The 21,563-nt window shown below is 66.7% G+C and carries 14 protein-coding genes; 7 read left to right on the top strand and 7 right to left on the bottom strand.

Features of this window, described 5'->3' with window-relative positions; all coding sequences use genetic code 11:
• Positions 1 to 5: 5 nt before the first annotated feature.
• The 6 genes from J7I85_RS09290 to J7I85_RS09265 form a co-directional block, all read right to left on the bottom strand.
• Positions 6 to 977, bottom strand: a complete 972-nt coding sequence (locus J7I85_RS09290; RefSeq protein WP_214850386.1) for a MoxR family ATPase — start codon at positions 975 to 977, stop codon at positions 6 to 8.
• 79 nt (positions 978 to 1,056) lie between these two features.
• Positions 1,057 to 7,161: an Ig-like domain-containing protein gene (locus tag J7I85_RS09285; protein WP_214850384.1), complete on the bottom strand. Its 6,105-nt coding sequence runs from the start codon at positions 7,159 to 7,161 to the stop codon at positions 1,057 to 1,059.
• A gap of 238 nt (positions 7,162 to 7,399) precedes the next feature.
• Positions 7,400 to 8,605, bottom strand: a complete 1,206-nt coding sequence (locus J7I85_RS09280) for an adenylate/guanylate cyclase domain-containing protein (RefSeq protein WP_214850376.1) — start codon at positions 8,603 to 8,605, stop codon at positions 7,400 to 7,402.
• On the bottom strand, positions 8,595 to 9,194 hold the full coding sequence (locus J7I85_RS09275; RefSeq protein ID WP_214850374.1) for a PH domain-containing protein: 600 nt from the start codon (positions 9,192 to 9,194) through the stop codon (positions 8,595 to 8,597). The genes J7I85_RS09280 and J7I85_RS09275 overlap by 11 nt, the downstream gene beginning before the upstream one ends.
• On the bottom strand, positions 9,187 to 10,203 hold the full coding sequence (locus tag J7I85_RS09270) for a biotin--[acetyl-CoA-carboxylase] ligase (protein WP_214850366.1): 1,017 nt from the start codon (positions 10,201 to 10,203) through the stop codon (positions 9,187 to 9,189). Before J7I85_RS09270 ends, J7I85_RS09275 begins: the two co-directional genes overlap by 8 nt.
• Positions 10,204 to 10,282: 79 nt before the next feature.
• Positions 10,283 to 11,185 (bottom strand): NAD(P)-dependent oxidoreductase, encoded by a 903-nt coding sequence (locus J7I85_RS09265; protein WP_214850357.1) that lies wholly within the window; start codon positions 11,183 to 11,185, stop codon positions 10,283 to 10,285.
• 230 nt (positions 11,186 to 11,415) lie between these two features.
• Between J7I85_RS09265 and J7I85_RS09260 the strand changes: the two genes are divergently transcribed.
• The 5 genes from J7I85_RS09260 to J7I85_RS09240 all read left to right on the top strand — a co-directional run bounded on the left by J7I85_RS09260 (position 11,416) and on the right by J7I85_RS09240 (position 17,466).
• Positions 11,416 to 12,999 carry an acyl-CoA carboxylase subunit beta gene (locus J7I85_RS09260; RefSeq protein ID WP_214850355.1) on the top strand — a complete coding sequence of 528 codons (1,584 nt, stop codon included), beginning with the start codon at positions 11,416 to 11,418 and terminating at the stop codon, positions 12,997 to 12,999.
• The gene (locus J7I85_RS09255) at positions 12,996 to 13,241 is read left to right on the top strand and encodes an acyl-CoA carboxylase subunit epsilon (protein WP_214850353.1); all 246 of its coding nucleotides are present in this window, start codon (positions 12,996 to 12,998) and stop codon (positions 13,239 to 13,241) included. Before J7I85_RS09260 ends, J7I85_RS09255 begins: the two co-directional genes overlap by 4 nt.
• 52 nt (positions 13,242 to 13,293) lie before the next feature.
• On the top strand, positions 13,294 to 14,979 hold the full coding sequence (locus J7I85_RS09250; RefSeq protein WP_214850351.1) for a DUF885 domain-containing protein: 1,686 nt from the start codon (positions 13,294 to 13,296) through the stop codon (positions 14,977 to 14,979).
• Positions 14,980 to 15,255: 276 nt separating this feature from the next.
• Positions 15,256 to 16,659 carry a dicarboxylate/amino acid:cation symporter gene (locus J7I85_RS09245; protein WP_214850342.1) on the top strand — a complete coding sequence of 468 codons (1,404 nt, stop codon included), beginning with the start codon at positions 15,256 to 15,258 and terminating at the stop codon, positions 16,657 to 16,659.
• 102 nt (positions 16,660 to 16,761) lie between these two features.
• Positions 16,762 to 17,466 (top strand): alpha/beta fold hydrolase, encoded by a 705-nt coding sequence (locus J7I85_RS09240; protein ID WP_214850339.1) that lies wholly within the window; start codon positions 16,762 to 16,764, stop codon positions 17,464 to 17,466.
• A 40-nt stretch (positions 17,467 to 17,506) separates the two neighbouring features.
• On the opposite strand, the gene J7I85_RS09235 is transcribed toward J7I85_RS09240, so the two are convergent.
• On the bottom strand, positions 17,507 to 18,070 hold the full coding sequence (locus J7I85_RS09235; RefSeq protein ID WP_214850337.1) for a hypothetical protein: 564 nt from the start codon (positions 18,068 to 18,070) through the stop codon (positions 17,507 to 17,509).
• A 229-nt stretch (positions 18,071 to 18,299) separates the two neighbouring features.
• Here J7I85_RS09235 and J7I85_RS09230 point away from each other — a divergent pair, with 229 nt between their 5' ends.
• A complete protein-coding gene (locus tag J7I85_RS09230; protein WP_214851237.1) occupies positions 18,300 to 18,998 on the top strand; it encodes a TetR/AcrR family transcriptional regulator in 699 nt (232 codons plus the stop codon).
• A 1-nt stretch (position 18,999) separates the two neighbouring features.
• Positions 19,000 to 21,546 (top strand): MMPL family transporter, encoded by a 2,547-nt coding sequence (locus J7I85_RS09225; protein ID WP_214850334.1) that lies wholly within the window; start codon positions 19,000 to 19,002, stop codon positions 21,544 to 21,546.
• Positions 21,547 to 21,563 lie beyond the last annotated feature (17 nt).

Below are 21,563 nucleotides of genomic sequence, written 5' to 3'. Positions count from 1 at the left end.
TCACGCTAGACGGCGGCGCGCTGCTGCGGCGCTGCGACATCAGCCAGGACACGTCCCAGAACGGCTTCCGCCGTGGCTCCGGAGAACTCTGCCTCGGGGTCCATCACGAAACGGTGGGTCCAGACGACGGCGGCGAGGTCCTTGATGTCGTCCGGCAGGACGAAGTTGCGCCCCTGGCTCGCGGCCCAGACCTTGGCCGCCCGGACCATGGCAAGGGCGCCGCGGACCGACACACCCAGGCGGGTCTCCGGAGCGTTGCGGGTTTCCTCGCAGAGCCGGGAGATGTACTCCAGCACCGCGGTATCGACATGCGTGGTGGCGGCAAGGTCCGCCATGTCAGCCACGGCCTGCGTGGTGATGACAGGCTGCAGATCCCGGGACCGGTCCTTGAGGTTGGATCCGCCCAGGAGCTGGACGGTGGAGGCGTGGTCGGGATAGCCGATGGAGGTCTTAAGGAGGAAGCGGTCCAGCTGGGCCTCGGGCAGCCGGTAAGTGCCTGCCTGCTCGATCGGGTTCTGGGTGGCCAGCACCATGAACGGCCGCCCGGCTTCGTAGGTGGTGCCGTCCACTGTTACGCGGGACTCCTCCATGACTTCCAGCAGAGCCGACTGCGTCTTGGGCGAGGCGCGGTTGATTTCGTCGGCGAGCACGATGTTGCTGAAGATCGGTCCCTTGTGGAATTCGAACTTCTGGGTCTTCTGGTCGTAAATGGTCACGCCGGTGACGTCGGAGGGCAGCAGGTCCGGAGTGAACTGGATGCGGTTGTTGGACCCCTGGACGGTGGCGGCGAGGGCCCGGGCGAGCGAGGTCTTGCCGGTACCGGGTGCATCTTCAAAGAGGACGTGGCCCTCGGCAAGCATCGCGGTGAAGGTCAGGCGGATGACGTGCGCCTTGCCCAGGACGGCCTGGCCCACATTGGCGACGAGCTTCTCGAACGTCCCTGCAAACCATGCGGCCTGCTCGCTAGTCATTGTCATGATTGTTCCTCTTCTGTGTCATTGCAGGCATATTCATTCTCAGCAGCCGGCGGCGTGAAAAAGCGGTGGGGCGGAATGGTCAGCACTGCCCCACGCCCGGTCCCCTGATGTCCACCGTGACGCCCTTGACGTACCAGCCGCTGTGCGGCCCGCCGTCCATCAGATACCAGCGGCTTCCGTTGTTGTAGATGTCGGACCAGCAGGTGGTGGGAATCCAGCCGTCGGAATAGGACACCCAGTTGGCGTCGCTGCCGCCGCAGCTGCGTGTGGCGGCGTTGTACCGGTCCGGGACGCCGGGTTTGCCGGGGCAGCTGTTGTTGTCGGACCGCTTGACCCGGACCTCGGTCAGGGGCGGAGTCGGATCAGCACCTGACGTGGCAACGGCAGAGCCCGGCTGTCCGCAGTCCTTGTCGCCGTCGGTGCCGTTGCAGGCACGGACCTGAAGCCTATGGTTTTGGTTCCAGCCTCCGCCGTCACGGTTGTACTGGCGGTTCAGCCCCACCGACGTAAACCCGCCGCCGTCAAAGCTGACCTCGTAGCGGTTGATGACCCGGCCGTTGTCGTATGGCTCATTCCAGGTCCAGTGAACCCGCGGGTCCCCCTTGGCTGACGTCTCGCCGGTAACCTCAGGAGTTGCGGGCGCACCGTAGGGAACTGCAGAGCCAATGGCCTTGGCATCACCTGAAACGTTGTTCTTGGTGGAGAAGGCAATGATGTTCACCGTGATGTTCTTGCCGTTCGGCTGCCCGTAGATGGTGCCGCCGGGTGCATTGATGGGGCCGGAGCCGTAGGCAGTGGACCAGCGGTAGCCAATCTCCGATGCCTGCGATCCATTTCGCTGGGCCTGGGTCAGCGGGGTGAAAGTGACCTTCAGCTGGCCGGTGTTTCCAGGGGCGTGAACAGTACCGCTGCTGACCGAACCGGGTTTTCCCGCGGCCCGGATGGGAGCGGACTGGGCGCTGGTTCCGGATGTGCCGGCCTTGTTTGTAGCGGAAACCGTAAACGCATAGTCCGCCTCGGAGTTGTCCACGGTGACGTTCTGGGACGTGCCGGAGGCCACCTGCTGGCTCTTAACCACTGACCCACTGTGCAGCGTGGTGAGTGTGTAGGAGGAAACGGCATCCCCGTTGTTGTTCGGAGCAGTCCAGTTCACCTGCAGCTGGCTCTGGGCCCCTACCGGCGCGACGTCCGAGACGCTCGGGGCTGCCGGCGTCACCGGCACGCCGGCCGGCACCTCGGCCGCGGAGTAGGTGCTCCACTCCGAGGGGTCCTTCGCATCGTTCCGGGCGAGGACGCGTACCTTGTAGGCCACGCCGTTGGTGAGTCCCTTCCAGACGTAGCTGGTGGCCGTCAGGTTTTGGATCTGCGGGTTCTGGCCGCTGGGCGCCGGTGAGATTTCCAAATCGTAGGACTTGATCGGCGAGCCCTTGCTGGCCGGTGCCTTCCAGGCAATGGAGAGCTCCTCGTCGCCGAACTTCAGACCCGGCGCCAGCGGCATTTCGGGTTTGACGTCCGGCCGGACCTCAGCCGACGCCGGTGAGCGTTCGGACTCGCCGAACTCGTTCGTCGCCGTCACCTGAAAGTGGTATTTCGTGTTGTTCACCAGGTTGTTCAGGGTGCACGAGTTGGCCGGACAGTCCTGCTTGTATCCGCCTTCGCCGTACACGGTGTACTTGGTGATTGGCGAACCCCGGTCCGCGGGGGCCGTCCAATTCAGCAGCGCAGTCCGGTCGGCGACGCTCTGGGCCTGCGGCGTGGTGGGTGCGAGCGGCTTGTCCTTGACCGTTAGCCGGATGCGGGCGGTGGCGTACCGGGACGAGTCCTCGGTCTTGTCCCCGACGGTGTAGGACACAATCAGGGTGCCGGAGAACCCGGCCGACGGCGTGACCGTCACCGAGTCGCCGTGGATGGCGGCCGTGCCCTGGCCCGTTTCCGTGGCAACGCCGATGATCTTCAGGGTGGTATCCGGGAACGGGTTGGCATCATTTGCCAGTACGTTGACAGTCACCGGCTTGCCCGCCGCGGCGTTTGCCTCCACGTCGTCATTGGCCACCGGCTTGGCCCGGTTGGTCGCCGTAACGGCGAGTCGGAACGTGGCGGTGGAGTCAAGGCCGCGCGGGTCCTTCGCTTTCACCTGCACGGCGCCCCCGTCGCCAGGCCGCAGCCCGTCCTTGGCGGAGACGTTCAGGGACGCGCCGTCGATGGCCACGTTGAAGCCCTGGGGAACTGCGCCGGCGATCTCGTACTTCATGTTCGCGGCGTCGTCGCCATCCGGGTCGGTGGTCAGTTTGGCCAGGTCTGCGGCGGCGGGGTCACCCAGCGGAACATCCACCGCGCCGCCGAGCAGTACCGGGGGGTTGTTCCGGTTGGGGTCGGGCAGCACCCTGGTGCGGATGCTCAGCGTGGATTTGAGTCCGGCGGGGTCGTCCGGGCCGGAACCGTCCGTCACCTCGAAGGTGATGGACCCGGGGCCCACGTAGTCCTTGTCCGCGGTGTACCTGACGGCTGTGCCGTTGCCGGCCACCGGGTTGCTGCCGTCCGCTCCGATGAGCTTGATCCGGTCGGTCTGAGTCAACCGGGGCGAACGTCCGCCCCGCACCTTGACCCATTCGGCGAGGTTCGCGGTCACCGACTGGCCCGCGACCACGTCGAGGACCTCGTCCTTGGCAAGGGTGGGAACCTGCTGGCCCAGGCCAGGCACCCAGATGATCGCCGTCGACTTCTGGCCGTCGACGTCCTCAACCGTATAGGGCACCAGCTGCGGCTGGCCGGTCAGTTCGACGATCATGTTGCCCTCCGGCCCTGGCCGGGCGGTCTCGGCGGCGCTGCTGATCTTCAGGTTCTCACCGACGCCGTCAGGGTCCTCGTCATTCTTGAGGACGGGGACGTCCACGGCGGTCTTGCCCAGCGTCTGCGCGGAGGTCACACGGTCATCCCGGGCGACCGGTGCCTGGAGCGGGACGTTGCTGTCCACCACCATCCGGATGGCTGCCTGTGCGGAGGCGCCGCGTTCGTCGGCCACTGTGTAGCGGACGTTGACGGTGCCCTCGGCGGCCGGTGCCTGCAGCAGGATGCGGCCGCTTTGCTTGCTGACAGTGGCCTTCAACGCGGCATCGGCTTCGATGCCGTCGCTGACAATCCTGATCAGGTCCCCGTCCGGATCGGTGTCGTTGCCGGCTGCGTCGACGGCGATCTGCCGCCCGGGCCGGACCTTGACCTGGTCGTCGACCGGCGTGGGCTTCTGGTTGGTGTCGCTGCGCGGTGCGATGCCGACGGTGACGGTGCCGGTGTTCACGGCGCCCTGCCGATCGACTACCTTGTAGCGGAACGTATCGGTCCCGGCACCGTTGCCGGCCGCGACGAAGTCGATGAAGCTGCTGCCCGCCGTCGCGGTGCCCATGCCGGGCGTGCTGTCGATGCCCGTCAGTTGGACGGAGTCGCCGTCGGGGTCAATGCCGTCCAGCGGCACCGGAATGCGCACCGTGCCGCCAGCCACCACCCGGGCCGTCAGGTTCTTGGGCTGCGGCCGGGAGTTTTCGGCGCCCTCCAGCGGCAGGATGTGGATGGTGACGGCGGCGGCGCTCTTCTGGCCCTGCGGGTCCACGGCGTTGTAAATGGCGCGCACGGTCTTGGGCTGGCTGCCGGCGATAAACCGGAGTGTGTTCTCGGAGACGAAGCTCTTGCCGTCCGCCGCCGGGACGGCCTGCGGCAGGACCGGGTCAACCGTCAGCTTTTCGCCCTGCGGGTGCGTGTCGTTGTCCAGGACGGGTATGGTCACTACGTCGTTGACGCGGACGTTGACCTCATCAGGCTTGGGCTGCGGCGCCTCCACCACAGCCGGGGCGGGAACCGGCACCACCGAGACGCTTCCCGTGGCGGAGGATTTGCCGTTGGACATCGTGTAGCGGAACAGGAAGGGGTCCTTGGTGCTGGCGATGTCGGTGATCCGCAGGACGCTGTGGTCGATCACGCTTACCGACGCCGTCGCGTTCTCCGGCACCGCAACGGACTGCAGTACCAGGACGCCCCCGGACGGGTCCGAGTCGTTGGCCAGCGGGTCCAGCAGGACGCTGCCGCCCACCGGAAGGAGCGCCACGTCGTGGACGGCGACGGGATTTCCTGAGTCCTTGCCGGATTCCACATCAACCCGGATGAGGCCCTGGCTGCTTTGCGGTCCGTTGCTGGCCAGGTATGTCAGGTACACCGGCCCCGGCGTGCGGCTTCGGAAGGTGAAGGTGCCGCCGTCGGTGACCGGGCCCAATTCTGCGGCTCCGCTGGCTTCCACCTGGGCGAGGCGCAGCGCGCCACCGTTGGGGTCGACGTCGTTCTTTAGCGGCGCGATGACCAGGTCCTGGCCCACCACTGCGGTGACGTGGTCGGCGTTGACCACGGGAGCGAGTGCGCCCGGCGGCTGGACGTTGACCACCACCTTGCCGGTGGTGGTGGCGCGGCCGTCCCAGACGGACACGGTGACGCTTTTCTTGCCGGCCGAGGCGCCGGAGTCCTGGAAGGTGAGCAGGCCGTCGCGGCGGACCTTGACCTGGTCCTGCTCATTGTCGGCGGTGGCTGACATCAGGACGAGGTCGTCGCCGTCGGGATCGGCCCAGTCGGTGAGGATGTTCTGGCTGACGGTCTTGCCCTGCTCCACGAGGAGTGTGGTGGGGTCTCCGCGTTTGAAGGCCGGGGGCCTGTTCTCGTCCGGGCCCACGACGCTCAGGTTGACCTTGCCGCCGGCCGAGAGCCCGCGGCCGTCCGCCGCGGTGTAATCGAACGTCTCGGTTCCGGGCGCGGCATCGGCCGGCACCGTGATCTGGAAGGCGGACCCGCCATAGATGCTTTCGATGCTGCCGGCCCGCGGCCCTTCTGCGCCGGGCGAGGCGGTCAGGACGTCGCCGTCGGGGTCGGAGTCGTTGTCGAGGACGCTGAGGACAGTGGTGCGGCCGGGCCGGACGCCGACGACGTCGGGCTTCGTTTCGGGGGGACGGTTCGGCTTGGTGCGGTCGGGCAGGACGTTGATGGTGTTGTCGTCTGCCGACTCCTCGTCCGGGTCGTCAGCCTGGTTCTTGGGCGGAACAACGTCGTCCCAGTTGTTGACCAGCTGCATGTTCTGGTTGACCAGCCACACGTTTCCCGAGTTCACGTCATTCAGGACCACGAGGTCCCGGTTGACCCGGAAAACGTAGCTGGGCGAGGCGCTGGCTTTGGGCACGGCCACGTTCTTGTTGTCCGCGTCGTTCGCGCAGTCCCGGACATACTTGTTGGCTCCGGACCATGCCGCGTGGACGCAGCCGCCCAGCTGCACCGGCGCCGCCGGTACCCCCTGGCCGCCGAACGTCACGGCCTTCGCGGCGGCACCGTTCAGCGGCTGCCTGAGGAGTGCCTTGCCGGTGGCCACGGCTACTGAGTCGGACGCCGGGCCCGGCTGCTGGAGCTTCGCCTCCCGCGCGTCAGCCAGCGGCACCTCGCGTCCGCCGGGCAGGAACAGTTTTCCGGCGGCTGCATCCAGGACCACAGCCTGGTCCCCCACGACGGCGATCTGGAGGTCCCCGGCGCCCTTCAGCCCGTCCCACGTGCTGGACTCGGTGTCGATGGCTGCCCCCGCGGCGTCCACCGTGGTCACTGTCACCTGACCCGTCTTCGGATCCGCCGAATAGATCCGGTCATCGGAGCCGACGGCGGACACCAGCCCTTCGGAACCCGCCACGGCGGGCTCACTGGACTCCTCATCGAAGGCGTTGACCGTCGACGGGGACATCGCCCACATCTTCCCGGCGGCAGTGTCGGTGACCGAGATGGTGTCGGCGCCGAAGCTAACCTGCGCCGAGCCGGGAAGCTGCTTGTCTCCGCCGAGCCTCATGTTGGCGGCGGACACCTGGTTCAGGGTGGAGCCGGATTCGTCGTCGACGAATACCTTTCCGGCGTTCTGCAGGACATCGAACGTGGTGCTGGCCGGGGTTACCGCACCGTCAAGGACCCGCGAGGGGTAGTTGAGGCGGCCGACTGCGTTCCGGGCCTTGCTGACCACCCAGACGCCGCCGTCGTTAAGGTCAACCTCGGTTGTCTTGAACCCCGGGTAGATCACGGCACCGGCCACCAGCGCCGCAGCAGCAGCGGAAAAGACGGTTCCGGTGACGATCTTGTTGCGGCGGTTCCTCAGCCCCAGCTTGCCGAACAAAGTTGACACAGCGCTATTATTCCCCTGAAATCACAGCCGCCTGAGCGCGGCTTACTAGCCCCTGATGTTCATCACGGGCCGGTGACATTCCGCCACTCCCCCGTAGAGACGCCGGAACAATTCTGAGCCTCGACTATTACATGGGCGCTGGCGGCTTGTCCAAGAACAGCCGCCGGGGCCGTCCGTTACCCTGCCAGCCTACCCGCGCAGTCCTGTCCCGGCGATGGGGAGGACTGCCCACGCTGCCTCAGTCCAGGACCAGGCCCTTGCCCTGTCCCCGTGCCAGGGTGACCGGCTGGATCTCCCCGAATCCCCGGACGTTCTCCACGTCCTGGGGAATGAGCACGAACCGCTCGTCCTGGTCCAGTGCCGCCGCCGTCATCGAGTCGACCAGCACGGTCCCCGGATCGGCCAGCGTGGTGAGGCGGGCAGCAAGGTTGACGGTGGGCCCGTAAATGTCGCCCAGACGGGAAAGGATCCGCCCCCAGACCATGGCAACCCGTGCCTCGGGCAGGATCTCGTCCCGGGTGAAGGCTTCGGCCAGGGCAAGCGATATTTCGGCGCCCGCAGCCGGTGTCTCGGCGATGTAGAGGACTTCGTCGCCCACCGTCTTCACCAGCCGGCCACCACCCACCGAGATGATCTCCGCGCACTTGTTCTCGAACCGCTGCACCAGCTTGGCGAGCGTCTTCTCGTTCATCCGCCTTGAAAGGCTCGTGTAGGACACCAGGTCGGCGAAGCCAACGGCACGCGCCAGCGGAAGCGGCGCATCGTCCTCGTCGCCTTCGCGGCCCTCCTCGCTGGCCTGCAGGCCGGCTTCCGCCCGGACAGCCAGCCGCTGCACACCGGCGTTGAGCTGACGCCGCCAAGAGTAGACAAGCATCTCCTCGAGGGGATCCACCAAGGCAGGCAGTTCGTGGACCAGCCGCTTGCGGGCCTGGGCGTCGGTAAGCCCCTGTTCGTGGACCATGTCCTCAACCAGGGCCTCGATCTGCCACACCACCATGCGGTCCGTCATCTGCCCGATGGCACGGGTGACCGAGATGGCGGCCTCCTCGGTGAGCTTTCCGTTCCGGACCATGCCCACAGCCGTGGACAGGGCCGCCTGGTCGCGCTCCGTAAAGGCGACGTCGTCGTCACCGAAGTTCGGGAAGCCGAGTGCTCGCCACAGTTTGCGCGCCGAGAGCAGCGACAGGCCCACACCGCCCGCCACGTCGCGGCGGCGCAGCTTGCGTTCCCCGCCCAAGAGCCTTGATTCGAGGCTCTTGGCCGCTATGCGCTCCGCGGACAGGGTACCGGTGGCCGGATTTTCGACGACGGCGTCCGTCACCTCCCGGTGACCGGTGTCCTGCGCGCCGGACTCGTCTGTGCCAGACCCGTCTGTGCCAAACCCCTCTGTGCCGGCCTCGTGGGTGCCTGTCTGCTGGGCGCCGCGCTGATCCTCATCGTTCATCTCTTCCACCTTCTCTCACATCCCGCGGAAACCGGGCACCGGGCTCCTCCGGCGCCTGACCAAATCCAAATGGTTCGTCGTCCGGAAGCTCATCAAGGGCGTCCAGCAGGAACCTGTGGAAGGTGGCAACTTCCGGCACATCCTTCAGCACGTTGCCGAAATGGTGCCCGGCATCCAAGGATATATTCCCCGAACGCAACATCCGTTGGAGCATCGACTGGCTGATTGTGACATTACGCACCGAGGCCAGGAAAACCTGCCGGTCCCGGCGCCGGAGCATGCCGTAACGGGCCAGGACCCGCTGGCTGGTCAGGAAATACCTGGTCGCCTGCCACCGCAGCAGCCGGGGCAGGCAGTACCCCAGGAGGATCCACAGACCGGCCAGCACGCAGCCGGCCACCGCCCAGAACGTCCATTCCCCGGTGATGGCCGGGGCCAGCGCGGACAGGCCGCCGCGGATAATCCACGCGCTTGCGAATGCCGCCAGGGCGGGCACCACAATGAAAACCACCGCCGGAAGGAACAGCACCCTGGGCTGCGGGCGGGTCACCACGATGACCTGCTCGCCCGGGAGGAGTTCTTTACGCATAACCGCTTTCGCCGGACCCCTGCTGGTAAGAGCTGTGCTTCTCAGTGCTGTGCTTGGCAGCCCCATGCTTCTCAGAGCCCTGCGGGGACCATGGCCGCAGGTGGACCACATCCCCCGCAGTCACTACATGCTCGTGGGAAGAGGCATCCACCACCAGCAGGGAGCCTGAGTCATCAAGCCGGGAGGCGTGGCCGATGATTTCGTGGTCGCCGGGAAGCTGGGCGCGGACCTGCTGGCCGAGGGTGACCATCGCCGTTTCGACGCGCTTGTGCAGCGACGGGCCGCCGGCCAGGCCGGCCGTGGCATCGCCGTCGGCGTTGCAGAAGCTGCGGTAGAGCGTGCAAAAACGGGAGAGATAGCTCTTCAGGAGCGCCGTGCGGTCCACTGTTCCGGCACCCTGCAGCTGGACGGACGTGGCAGTGGGCACCGGCAGCTCGTCCTCGGTGAGCGTGACGTTCAGCCCGGTGCCCAGAATGACGGGCGGCACCGATCCGTCGCCCAGGGGGCCGAGCTGGGCGAGGATGCCGGCGATTTTTCCGCCGCGCACCAGGACATCATTCGGCCATTTCAGCTCAGCCGGAATTCCCGCCGTCTCGTCCAGCGCGTCGCGCAGCGCGACGGCGGCCAGGAGGGACAGCCATGAGTAGGTCTGGGTGGGCAGGGGGCGGCCGTCAGCATTAACGGGCCGCAGCACCAGCGAGACCAGGACGGAGCTGCGGGCGGGCGCTTCCCAGGCGCGGTCCAGCCGGCCACGGGCCGCAGTTTGGTGCTCCGCCGTCAGGACTGCCAGATCGGGGCAGGCCTTGGGGTCCACGGTCACGGCCCGCAAAAGGTCGGCGTTGGTGGACCCGGTTGTCTCCACAACCGTCAGCTGCGCGATGCCGGTGGCGGCGAGGAAGTTCGCGTCGGACAGGGCTTCCCGGTCCAGGGCGGGCCGCTCGGGCAGCCCCTTCGCTCCGGTCAGGTTTTCCTGCGGTCCACGGCTATCGTCAGGGCGTGCGGCATCCATAGTTGAATCCTAGCGACTCGCCGGGCCGCACGGCCGGGAAGGCCCGTGGTCAGAAGCCGGCGCATAGGAAGATGCCGGCTCATAGGAAGATGTCAGGGACCAGGTCCGCTTCGGCGGCCCCCAGGCTGTAGGGCCTGAAATCCGTGACGCCGGCGGCGGCCAGGACCTGCTCGTCCGTGTAGAAGTTGCCCGTGTTGATGGTGCCGGCAGTGATGTTGCCGGTACGGTTCTCAGTACCGGTGAGCACGGCATGGGCTGCGTCGGCCATGATTTCGGGTCCGCGGGCAGCCCGGACCATCAACTCACCGCCGGCCATGTTCCGGATGGCGGCCGTATCGATCAGCGTCCGCGGCCACAGCGAGTTGACGCAGATGCCATCGTTCCTGAGCTCCTCGGCAAGGCCCAGGGTGATCAGGCTCATGCCGTACTTGGCCATGGTGTATGCCAGGTGCCGGCCGGCCCACTTAGGGTCGAGGTTCAGGGGCGGCGAGAGCGTGAGGATGTGGCCGCCGGAGGATTTGCGCAGTGCGGGGAGCGCCAGCTTGGAAAGCAGGAAGGTGCCGCGGACGTTGATGTCCTGCATGAGGTCGTAGCGCTTCATGTCCACCGTGTCCGTCGGCGAAAGATCGATCGCGGAGGCGTTGTTGATGACGACGTCGATTCCCCCGAAACGGCCGACGGCGGCGTCCACGGCGCGCGCGACGTCGTCGTCGTTCCGGACGTCCCCCACCAGAGGCAGGGCACTGCCGCCGGCGGCCTCCAGTTCTTCGGCGGCGCTGTAGACAGTGCCCTCGAGCTTCGCATGCGGCTCTCCGGTCTTGGCCAGCAGCACCACGTTGGCACGGTCGCGCGCTGCCCGCCGGGCGATGGCCAGGCCGATGCCGCGGCTTCCTCCGGACATCAGGATGGTCCGGCCCTGAAGGCTGCCGGTGGCCCGGTAAGGCGTGGCCGAAAAGGAGTAAGCGTCGCTGCTCGAAGTCATAGGGACACTCTAGCCGCACTTTGTTACCCACGAGTAACATCGGCGTTTCCGTCGGCGCCACGGACGAAAATTGTAGGAACCCTACAGCGGTCCCGGAAATTGGCGTCACTAGACTAGCCATCAGGGCTTTGGATTTGTACGGATGCTACTTAAACCGGCAACCAAGGCCCGCGTCACGCTGCCGCAGCAGAACAGCCACAGCACAACAGCTACAGAGCCGGAGACACTTCATGAGCCACGATCTGACCACGACGGCGGGAAAGATTGCCGATTTCCGCGACCGCCAGGCCCGTGCTGAGCAGCCGTCCGGCCCTGAAGCCATCGAGAAGCAGCATGCGCGCGGCAAGAACACCGCCCGCGAGCGCATCGACCTGCTCGTGGACGAAGGCTCCTTCGTGGAGTTCGACGCCCTGGCGGTCCACCGCTCCACCGCCTTCGGCATGGAGAAGAAGAAGCCGCTCGGCGACGGCGTCGTGTCGGGTTACGGAACCGTGGACGGCCGGCTCGTGGCCCTCTACAGCCAGGACTTCAGCGTCTACGGCGGCTCCCTGAGCCAGGTCAACGGCGAAAAGATCGTGAAGGTCCAGGAGTTTGCGCTGCGCAACGGCTGCCCGGTGGTGGGCATCAACGACGGCGGCGGAGCCCGGATCCAGGAGGGTGTCGCCTCGCTGGCCATGTTTGCGGACATCTTCCGCAACAACGTCCACGCCTCCGGCGTGGTACCCCAGATCTCCCTCATCATGGGCCCGTGTGCCGGCGGCGCAGCCTACTCCCCGGCCCTGACCGACTATGTGGTCATGGTGGACAAGACCTCCCACATGTTCATCACCGGCCCGGACGTCATCAAGACCGTCACCGGCGAGGACGTGGACATGGAGACCCTCGGCGGCGCCCGGCAGCACAACGCCACCACCGGCACCTCCACCTATCTGGCCTCCGACGAAGCCGACGCGATCGAGTTCGTCCGCGAACTTCTGGACTTCCTGCCCTCCAACAACCTCTCCGAGGCGCCGGTGCAGGAGCACCAGCAGGAGCTCGAGCTCGACGACGACGACCTTGCCCTGGACACGCTGGTCCCGGACTCCGCGAACCAGCCGTACGACATGCGCAAGGTCATCGAGCAGATCGTCGACGACGCGCACTTCCTTGAAATGCAGTCCCTGTACGCACCGAACGTGATGATCGGCTACGGCCGGGTCGAAGGCCACACCGTCGGCATCGTGGCCAACCAGCCGCTGCAGTTCGCCGGCACGCTGGACATCTCGGCCTCGGAAAAGGCGGCCCGCTTCGTCCGCCACTGCGACGCCTTCAACATTCCCATCATCACCCTCGTCGATGTTCCCGGCTTCCTGCCCGGCAAGGACCAGGAGTTCCAGGGCATCATCCGCCGCGGCGCAAAGCTCCTGTACGCCTACGCAGAGGCCACCGTGCCCAAGCTGACCGTGATCACCCGGAAGGCCTACGGCGGTGCCTACATCGTGATGGGGTCCAAGAAGCTCGGAGCTGACCTGAACCTCGCATGGCCCACGGCCCAGATCGGCGTGATGGGCGCGCAAGGTGCCGTCAACATCCTCTACCGGCGCGATCTCGCCGCCGTTGCCGAGGCCGGCGGCGACGTCGAGGCCAAGCGCGCCGATGTGATCCGGCAGTACGAGGAAGAGCTGCTCAACCCGTACCAGGCCGCGGAGCTGGGCTATGTTGACGCCGTCATCGCCCCCTCGGATACGCGGCTGCAGATCATCAAGGGACTGCGGGCGCTACGCGACAAGCGTGCGAGCCTGCCCACGAAGAAGCACGGAAACATCCCGCTGTGAGCGCCCAGAATCCGGCGGTTGACCCCGCCCAGTCAGTTGGGCCGGCCGCGGCCCTGTTCTCCGTCACCAAGGGCGAACCGACGCCCGAGGAGCTGGCGGCGCTTACCGCCGTCGTACTTTCCCTGGAGCCGGGCGAAACAGCCGGCCCGGAGAAGCCCAGCACGCGTCACTGGGTGCGGCGCCAGCAGCTGCGGCTGGCGCCGACGCCGGGTCCAGGCGCCTGGAAGCGGAGCCGGGGCTGACGAAAATTCAGTAAGTCTTTCATAACCGGAACGCCGCGGTTAGTCTCGTGGGGTGACTACTGAATCTGCCGCCCCTGCGCGCCCCCGGACCGCCATCGACGCAGTCGCCGACGCCCACACCGAAACGCTTCTCGCCCTGGATCCGAGCCTGGCCACCACGCTCGGCATCCCGGGGCACGACACTGAGCTCCAGGACTTTTCCCCTGCCGGACTTAGCAGGTTCGCAGCGGCGGAACGAAAGACCTTGGAGGCCCTCGAGGGGCTGGAACCCGTTGACGACGTCGACGCCGTCACCCTCGATGCCCTGCGCGAACGCCTCGGACTCCAGCTTGAGATCCACGACTCGGGCTGGAGCCTCGCCGAACTGAACAACATCGACTCCCCGGCGCAGAACATCCGGTCGATCTTCGACCTCATGCCCACGGACACCGAGGAGCACTGGGCTAACATCGCGGGCCGCATGCACAGCGTGCCGGTGGCCGTCAGCGGCTACATCGAGTCGCTGCGTACGGCCAGGGACAGCGGCAAGGTCTCGGCCCGGCGCCAGGTGTCGATCGTGATCGAGCAGACCAACAAATACGCCGCGGCGGACGGCTTCTTCGCGAAGTTCGCCGCCGACGCCAAAAAAGCGGACGGCCCGCTCCCGGCGGAACTGCAGGAGAAGCTCGACGCCGGTGCTGCCGCCGCCCGGGCGGCATACGCCGGGCTGGCCGCATTCCTGCAGGAGGAGTTGCTGCCCGTCGCGCCGGAGAAGGACGCCGTGGGCCGGGAGCGCTACGCCCTCGCCTCGCGGGTGTTCCTCGGCGCCGCCGTCGACCTCGAAGAAACCTACGCCTGGGGCGTTGAGGAGCTCGAGCGAATCATTGCCGCGCAGGAACAGGTGGCTGGGCAAATCAAGCCGGGCGCCTCCATCGCGGAGGCCAAGGAGATCCTCAACAGCGATCCAGCCCGCCGGCTTATGGGAACGGAAGCCCTGACGGCGTGGATGCAGGAGCTGTCCGACCGCGCCGTATCCGACCTTGCCGGCATCCACTTCGAGATTCCCGACGTCATGAAGACACTTGAATGCCGGATCGCGCCCACCGACGAGGGCGGCATCTACTACACGGGGCCGTCGGACGATTTCAGCCGGCCCGGGCGCATGTGGTGGTCCGTGCCCGCGGGCGAGGACACGTTCACCACCTGGGCAGAAACCACCACGGTGTTCCATGAGGGCGTGCCCGGCCACCACCTGCAGATCGCCACCGCCGTTCACCGGCGCGAACTGCTCAACAGCTGGCGGCGCAACGTCTGCTGGACCTCCGGCCACGGCGAGGGCTGGGCCCTGTACGCCGAGAAGCTCATGGAGGAACTCGGCTACCTCAAGGATCCGGGCGACCACATGGGCATGCTGGACATGCAGCGCATGAGGGCCGCCCGGGTGGTGTTCGACATCGGCGTCCACCTGGAACTCGATGTTCCCGCACGCTGGGGAACGGGCACCTGGACGCCGGAGAAGGGCTTCGACTTCCTCAAGGCCAACCTGGACATCAGCGAGGGCAACCTGCAGTTCGAGTTCGCACGCTACCTCGGCTGGCCGGGCCAGGCCCCGTCCTACAAGGTGGGCCAGCGCCTTTGGGAGCAGATCCGCGCGGAGCTCGAAGCGCGTCCCGGTTTCGATCTCAAGGCCTTCCACACCAAGGCTCTCAACATCGGCTCCGTAGGCCTCGACACCCTCAAGCGCGCCATGCTCGACTAGACACCCTCCGCTCTACCCGGAGTGTCCGCCTTCCTCCGCGTGCTGCTCCTTCGTCGCTTTGACGCACGCTTCCGGAAGCCAGCCACGCCGCTGATTGAGCTTGTCGAAATCAAGTCCCGCTGGAGATGCTTGCCACACGCGTCAGGGGAATAACTTCATAAAAGTCCCGTATGACGCTGTTTTTCCGGGCATTCTCGCCTTAACCGGACTATTCGGACGCGTAATATTTCTCAATATCGAGTGGAAGCTGTATTTTGTGCGTCATACCTTGTTGTTGTGAGCAATCAAACCACTTCATCGACGGCCGGGCGTTCCGGCTTCCAGCTGCCCCGGTGGGCAGGCTCCTTCGGCTTCCAGATCATCGCCGCCCTGATCGTCGGGCTGGGCCTCGGCCTGCTGGCCAAGTACACGGGCAGCACCAAGACCAACCCCAACGGTCTCGGCGCCACGCTGCAGACCATCGGCTCCAGCTACGTGTCGCTGCTGCAGACCGCCGTCGTGCCCCTGATCTTCACCGCCGTGGTGAGCTCCATTTCCAACCTGCGTGAGGTCTCCAACGCGGCGCGGCTTGCCTGGAACACTCTGCTGTGGTTCGCCATCACGTCGCTGGTCTCCGTGTTGATCGGGATCGGCCTGGGCGTGTTCCTGCAGCCGGGCGCTAACACGGGCATCTCCGGCGACGCGGAGTACGACGGCAAGCAGGGCGACTGGTGGGCATTCCTCGTCGGGCTGTTCCCCAAGAACTTCCTGGGCCTTGGCGCCAGCTCCACGGTTACCGACTCCGGCGCCGTGACCACGTCCGTCAGCTTCAACGTCCTGCAGATCCTGGTGATCGCCATCGCCGTCGGCGTTGCCGCCCTCAAGGTGGGCAAGCAGGCCGAGCATTTCCTGGCCCTCAACGCCTCTGCGCTGGCCGTCATCCAGAAGGTGCTGTGGTGGATCATCCGCATCGCACCGCTGGGCACCGTGGGCCTGATCGGCAATGCGGTGGCCGTCTACGGCTGGGACACCATCGGCTCGCTGGGCAAGTTCACGGTTGCCATCTACATCGGCCTCGCCCTGGTGCTGTTCGGCGTCTACCCGGTCCTGGTGCGCTCCCACGGCCTGTCGGTCAAGCAGTACTTCTCCGGCGCGTGGCCGGCCATCCAGCTGGCCTTCGTTTCCCGCTCCTCCATCGGTACGCTGCCACTGACCCAGCGCGTCACCGAGCGCAACCTCGGCGTTCCCCGGGGCTACGCCTCCTTCGCCGTTCCGCTGGGCGCCACCACCAAGATGGACGGCTGCGCAGCAATTTACCCCGCCATTTCGGCAATCTTCGTGGCCCAGTTCTTCGGAATCCAGCTCGACTTCAGCCAGTACCTGCTGATCGCCCTGGTCTCCGTCCTCGGATCCGCTGCGACGGCTGGAACCACCGGCGCCGTCGTCATGCTGACGCTGACCCTCTCCACGCTGGGACTGCCGCTGGCGGGCGTCGGACTCCTACTGGCCATCGACCCGATCCTGGACATGGGCCGCACGGCAATCAACGTGGCCGGCCAGGCACTCGTGCCCACCATCGTGGCCAAGCGCCAGGGGATCCTCGACGAAACCCTCTACAACGCACCGCGCACCGGGGAGGCCTTCCGCGAGGAAGAGACACCCGCCGCCGTCGAGCGTGAGCTGGCTGAGTCGAAGGCCTGACCTTCGCAGAATGAGTGTGCCCCGAGTTTCCCGGGGCACACGCATTTAATACCGGCCGCCCAAATCGGCCCCGGCGGCAGGCAGCAAGGGTAGGGTACCGGCATGGACATCATTCTGGTTCCGGGCTTCTGGCTCGATGGTTCATCCTGGTCCGGCGTCACTCCCCCGCTGGTGGAGGCCGGCCACCAGATCCATGCGCTGACCCTCCCGGGGCTCGAGGCGAAGGACGCCAAGAGGGCTGACATCGGGCTTCGCGACCATATCAACGCCGTTGTGGAAGCCATTGACGGCATCGAGGGCCCGTTGGTCCTCGTCGGCCACTCCGGCGGAGGCGCCATCATCCATGGCGCTGTGGACGAGCGGCCGGACCGCGTGGTCCGGGCGGTCTACGTGGACAGCGGACCGCTCGGGGAAGGCGGCGTCATCAATGATGAGCTGCCTGCTGAAGGTGATGAGATCCCCCTGCCCTCGTGGGACGTCTTCGACGACGCCGACCTCACCGATCTTGACGACGGGCTGCGGGCCGCGTTCCGCGAGCGCGCCATTCCGCAACCCAAGGGCGTTGCCTGCGACAAGCAGCACCTTCAGGACGTGCGCCGGTACGACGTCCCTGCCACGGTGATCGCCTGCGAGTTCCCCTCCTCCCTGTTAACAGAGTGGATGGATGCCGGGCACCCTTACGTTGAAGAGCTGGCCCGCATCCGCGACGTCGAACTCGTGGACCTTCCCACCGGGCACTGGCCCCAGTTCACCAAGCCCGCGGAGCTCGGAGCGGCAATCCTCGCCGCCGTCGAGCGCACAGCCTGACTGCCGCCACCAACGGGCGTTGCGGCCGTGAGTAAGGCGGCTAGCGGCCGCCGATCACTCCCTTTTCCACGGCCTTCGCGACCGCGTCGGCTTCCGCCTGCGTGAGTGTGCCGTCCTTCACCGCCTGATCCAGCCGGCCTTTCAGGGCAGCCGCCCGGTCCGCCTGCGCCTGGTTGCGGAGGTCCTCAAGTGCGGCCCTGACCTTGGCCTCATCGATCCCCAGGGATCTGGCCAGCGAGGCTGCCAGTGCCGCTTCCTCGGCTGCCTTGTCCGGCTTGGTGCCGTCGGCGCGGCGGCCCGGCGGACGGTTGGCCTCGCGGAATGCCCTCAGGGCATCCTCCACCTTGGCCTGGTCCACGCCGAGCTTGGCAGCGAGCGCCGCTGCGTCCGCTTTGACGGCACCGTGGCCGCGCCCATGTCCACGCCCGTGCCTGCCGCCGTCAAAACGCGGTCCGTCATCGGGACCGCTGAATGGGCTGCTTGATGGTGGCGTGGGCGTGGGAGTGCCTGTTGTTGCGGCCGCCATCCCGGTGACACCAAACCCGGCACCCAGTGCCAAGGCAGTGGCGCCCAAGCCGAGAGCCACCTTCTTTGAACGCTCCATGGTCCGCTCCTCGCTCCGCCGGCCTTGAGGCTCCATTGCCGCCGTGCCGGCTACGACATCAGAATGCACCATCCCCCTCAAGAACTGCTTTCGGCTGGCTGTGAAGACGCTGTGAGTTTGACTGGCCAGCTGTGAACACGTGCGGTTGCGCAGAGTGCAAACTTGCACGTAGTGTAACTTGGTGCCTACTTCCAGTTCTTCCTCTACGTCTTCGTCGTCGCCGGGTTCTGTGCCGACCGACGCCGGCGGGCCCCTTTCGCGGCGCGAGCTGAACAAGGCTGCCACCCGGCAGGCCATTACCGGCTCCACGCTTGCCCTTCTGCGGCGGCACGGCCCCGGCAACTTCACGGTGGAGGACATCGCAGAAGCGGCGGGCATCTCACGCCGGACCTTCTTCAACTACTTCAGCAGCACCGAGGCCGCCATTGCGTCCGTGACCAACGGCTTCCTGGACAGCGCCCTCGAACAGTTCCGGCGGCGGCCCGCTGACGAACCCATCCTCGAATCCGCCCGCGCTGCCCTGGTGGAACTGGCAGACCCCATGACCGTGGCGCCGCTGGCCGAGCTGTTCGGCCTGACCCAGGGCAATCCGCTCATGGCGCGCTCCGAGCTTGAGGCCTGGGACCACTGCACCGAGCAGATTGTTGCTGCGGCCCGCGAGCGTTCCCCACAGGGCCCGGGCACGGATCCGGACGAGCTCTACGTCCGGGCCCTCGCAGGTTCGGTCGTCTCCTGCGGCAAGGCTGCCATGGACGTGTGGTTCCGCCGCTGCGGCCCCGACCTCTCCCCCGAATCGCTGGCGATCCTCCGCCAGCTGCTCATCGATTCGATGGGCCTGCTCGGATCCGGTTTCGCCGGGCCGGCATCGCTTCCTCCGTCGAATGAATCTTCCGCCAAACCCTCCACCCGCAACGCAGAACGGTCCTGACATGGCACTTCTCCTGTACCGCCTCGGCAAGTTTTCCTACCGCCACCGATGGCTCGTCGTCTCGCTCTGGCTGGCGATCCTGCTGGCAGTCGGCGGCGCAGCGGCAGCCTTTCACGGCGCGCTGTCCAACAACTTCCAGATTCCAGGCACGGAAACCCAGCAGATGGCCGACAAGCTCCGAAAGGAGCTGCCGGCGTCATCCGGTGGCTCGGCCGGGGTTGTCTTCCAGGCAAATGACGCCCAGTTCAGCCAGGCGGGCAAGGACGCGGTGTCCGCTGCCCTGACCAAGCTCGAGGTCCTCCCGGACGTCCGGGAAACCGTCGACCCGTTCGCCACGCAGGCCCAGCTGGACAAGGCCGCCGCGGATCTCGCCAGCGGCGAAGCCCAGGCAGCCGCGGGCAAGGCCGCACTGGACAAGGCCGTGGCCGAACTGGCCGCCGGCAAGGAACAGCTGGCCGCGGCCGAGGCGCAGATGACTGATGCCGGACTCCCGGCGTCAGCCATCGAGGCCCAGCTGGGCCAGCAGAAGGCCGCCCTGGCCGCTGGCCAGGAAAAGCTCGACGCCGGCACAAAGGAAGCGCAGGACGGCGCGGCCAGGCTGGAGCTGGCCAAACGCCAGGTCGAGGCTTCCCAGGGGTTGCGTTTCGTTTCGGAGGACGGCAAGGCGGCCATTGCACAGGTCCAGTTCAAGACCTCCATCAACGGGCTGGACCCCAAAGTGCGCCAGGAAGTCCAGGACATCGTGCAGGAGGTCTCCTCGGCTGGCGTTACCGCGCTGCCCAGCAAGGAAATCAGCGAGGACGTCTCCGAGATCTTCGGCGTGGCTGAGATCATCGGCATCGGCGTGGCGGCGCTGGTCCTGATCATCATGCTCGGCACACTGGTCGCCGCCGGGCTGCCGCTGCTGATGGCCGTGATCGGCGTGGCGGTGGGCGTTGGTGCCACCATGGCACTGAGCGGCCTCATTGACATGAGTTCCATTTCCCCGATGCTCGCGCTCATGCTGGGCCTCGCCGTCGGCATCGACTACTCGCTGTTCATCGTCAACCGCCACCGCGGGCAGCTGCTGGCAGGCATGGACGCGGAAGAGTCAGTGGCCCGTGCCACGGGAACCTCCGGCAATGCCGTGCTCTTTGCCGGCCTGACGGTCATCATCGCCCTCGCGGCACTGGTCGTCCCGGGGCTTCCGTTCCTGGGGGTCATGGGCGTGTCCGCGGCCGGGACCGTTGCGGTTGCCGTCCTCGTTGCCCTGACGCTGACCCCGGCGATCCTCTCCCTCGTGGGCAGGAGGCTGATCTCCAGGCGGGCCTGGGTCAAGGCCGAGAAGCACAACGCCGACCCTAACCGTGAGGCTGAGGACCGCGCCAAGGACGAACACCGCAGCAGCCACGGCTGGGGCGGACTTGTCACCAGACACCCCGTTCTAGCCATGTTGGCCGGGGTCCTGGCGCTGGGCATTGTGGCGCTGCCCGCTGCCCAGCTGCGGCTCGCGCTGCCCGACGGCGGCTCGGAACCTGCCGATTCCCAGGCCTTCAAGGCATACGACGCCACCAAGCGCAGCTTCGGCGAAGGCATGACGGGACCGATCATCGTGGTGGGTGACTTCCCGAAAGGCCTGAGTGCAACCGAGGCACAGGCCAAGCAGTTGGACGTTGCGGACATCCTGCGCAAGACGGAGAACGTGACTGCAGTCATTCCGGTGGCACTGAGTGAGGACCGCGGGACGGCGGTGCTTCAGGTCATCCCGAAGGAAGGGCCGGCGAGCGCCAGCACCGTGAACGTGGTGTCCGACATCCGTGCCGAGCGCGCCGAAATCGAGGACTCCACCGGAGTCCGCATCGGCCTGACCGGCCAGACGGCAGGCAACATTGACGTTTCCACTAAATTGGGCGGCGCCTTGCCGTCGTACCTGGCCATCGTCGTCGGACTCTCGCTGATCCTGCTGCTGCTGGTGTTCCGCTCGATCGTCGTGCCATTGCTGGCCACCGGCGGCTTCCTGCTCTCGCTTGCGGCCGCATTCGGCGCCGTGGTTGCGGTCTACCAGTGGGGCTGGCTGGGTGGGGTGTTCGGCGTCGACAACCCCGGCGCCGTGCTGAGCTTCCTGCCGATCATCCTGATCGGCGTGCTTTTCGGGCTGGCAATGGACTACCAGGTGTTCATCGCCTCGGGCATGCGTGAGTCCTTCATGCACGGCGAGTCCGCGAAGCACGCCGTCCGCTCCGGTTTCAGCCACGCCTCCGCGGTGGTCACTGCCGCCGCCATCATCATGGTCAGCGTCTTCGCGGGCTTCATCTTCTCGCACCTGAATATGGTCCGGCCGCTCGGCTTCGCGATGGCATTCGGCGTGCTGGTTGACGCCTTCGTGGTGCGGATGACGATCGTTCCGGCAGTCATGTACCTCCTCGGCGAGAAGGCGTGGTGGCTGCCGCGCTGGCTGGACCGCATCCTGCCGGACGTGGACGTTGAAGGGGCAAAGCTCCGCAAGCACGCATCAGCCGCCAAGGCGGCCGAGCCGGACGCCGAGCCCGCCGGGGTCGCCGCCCACTAGGAGATTGCCGCCCGCCA

It is taken from the genome of Arthrobacter sp. ISL-65 (genome assembly GCF_018613795.1).
Taxonomy (GTDB): domain Bacteria; phylum Actinomycetota; class Actinomycetes; order Actinomycetales; family Micrococcaceae; genus Arthrobacter.
Note: the sequence above shows the minus strand (reverse complement) of the source record. Positions and strands in the feature narration are given on the sequence as shown.